1 protein-coding gene is annotated in these 1159 nt (G+C 69.0%); it reads left to right on the top strand.

The window, feature by feature from the left end:
- Positions 1-1044: IS701 family transposase (locus ACFYSH_RS33925; RefSeq protein WP_359479377.1), on the top strand; the 1044-nt coding region annotated here is incomplete at its 5' end.
- Positions 1045-1159: the final 115 nt, after the last annotated feature.

Genomic DNA, 1159 nt, shown 5'->3' with positions numbered 1-1159 from the left:
GATGCGGCGCATGTGCGGGCCCGGCTGGCCTGGCGTATGCAGCCGGTCGTCAAGCCCACCGCGCTGGTCATCGATGACACCGGGTTCCTCAAGGATGGGAACGCGTCGGCGTGCGTGACCCGGCAGTACACCGGCACCGCGGGCAAGGTCACCAACTGCCAGGCCGGCGTCTCGCTGCACCTGGCTTCCAACGGCGCCTCCACGGCGGTGAACTGGCGTCTGTTCCTGCCCGGAAGCTGGGACCCCGCCTCGCCGAAGGCCGATCCGGCCAAGGTCGCTCGCCGTGACACGTGCGCCATCCCTGCTCAGGTGGGCCATGTCGAGAAGTGGCAGCTGGCCCTCGACATGATCGACGAGACGCGGTCCTGGGGCATCGAGGTGCCCCAGGTCATCGCCGACGGCGGCTACGGCGACACCGCCGCATTCCGGCTCGGCCTGGAAGAACGCGGACTCGACTACGTGGTGGGCATCTCGACCACGACCACCGCGCAACCCGAAGACGCACAGCCATACACCCCGGACTACTCCGGCCGCGGCCCACGACCGGTTCCTGCCTACCCCGAGCCGGCCCAGAGGGTGAAGAGCCTGGTCATCGCGGCCGGCAAATCCTCCGCACGGCCGGTGCAGTGGAGGGAAGGCTCCCGGCCGGGCAGTGGCCGCAGCGGAGTGAAACGCATGTATTCGCGCTTCGTGGCTCTGCGAATCCGGCCCGCCGGGCGTGAGATCCGCAAGGCCACGGAAGGCGCCGAGCTTCCGGTCCGCTGGCTGCTGGCCGAATGGCCCGCCGACCAAGACGAGCCCGTGCAGTTCTGGCTCTCCAACCTGCCCGCAACCACCCCGCTGCCCGTCCTCGTGCGCACCGCGAAGCTCCGCTGGCGCATCGAGAACGACTACCGCGAGATGAAACAGGCCCTGGGCCTGGCCCACTTCGAGGGCCGGACCTGGCCAGGCTGGCACCACCACGTCACCCTCGTCTCGGTCGCCCACGCCTTCTGCACCCTTCAGCGACTGAACCGATCCCCAAAAGAGACGGCGTCGGCCTGAGCCTCTACCGAGTCGTCCGCGAGCTGCAAACACTCCTCGCGACCTGGACCGGCGCCTGCCCCACCTGTCACCGCGACATGCCAGACCCCGCACCAACATGACCAAGCCCTACTAG

The organism is Streptomyces sp. NPDC005791 (genome assembly GCF_042871485.1).
GTDB lineage: Bacteria > Actinomycetota > Actinomycetes > Streptomycetales > Streptomycetaceae > Streptomyces.
This window is presented reverse-complemented; position numbering and strand designations above follow the sequence as displayed.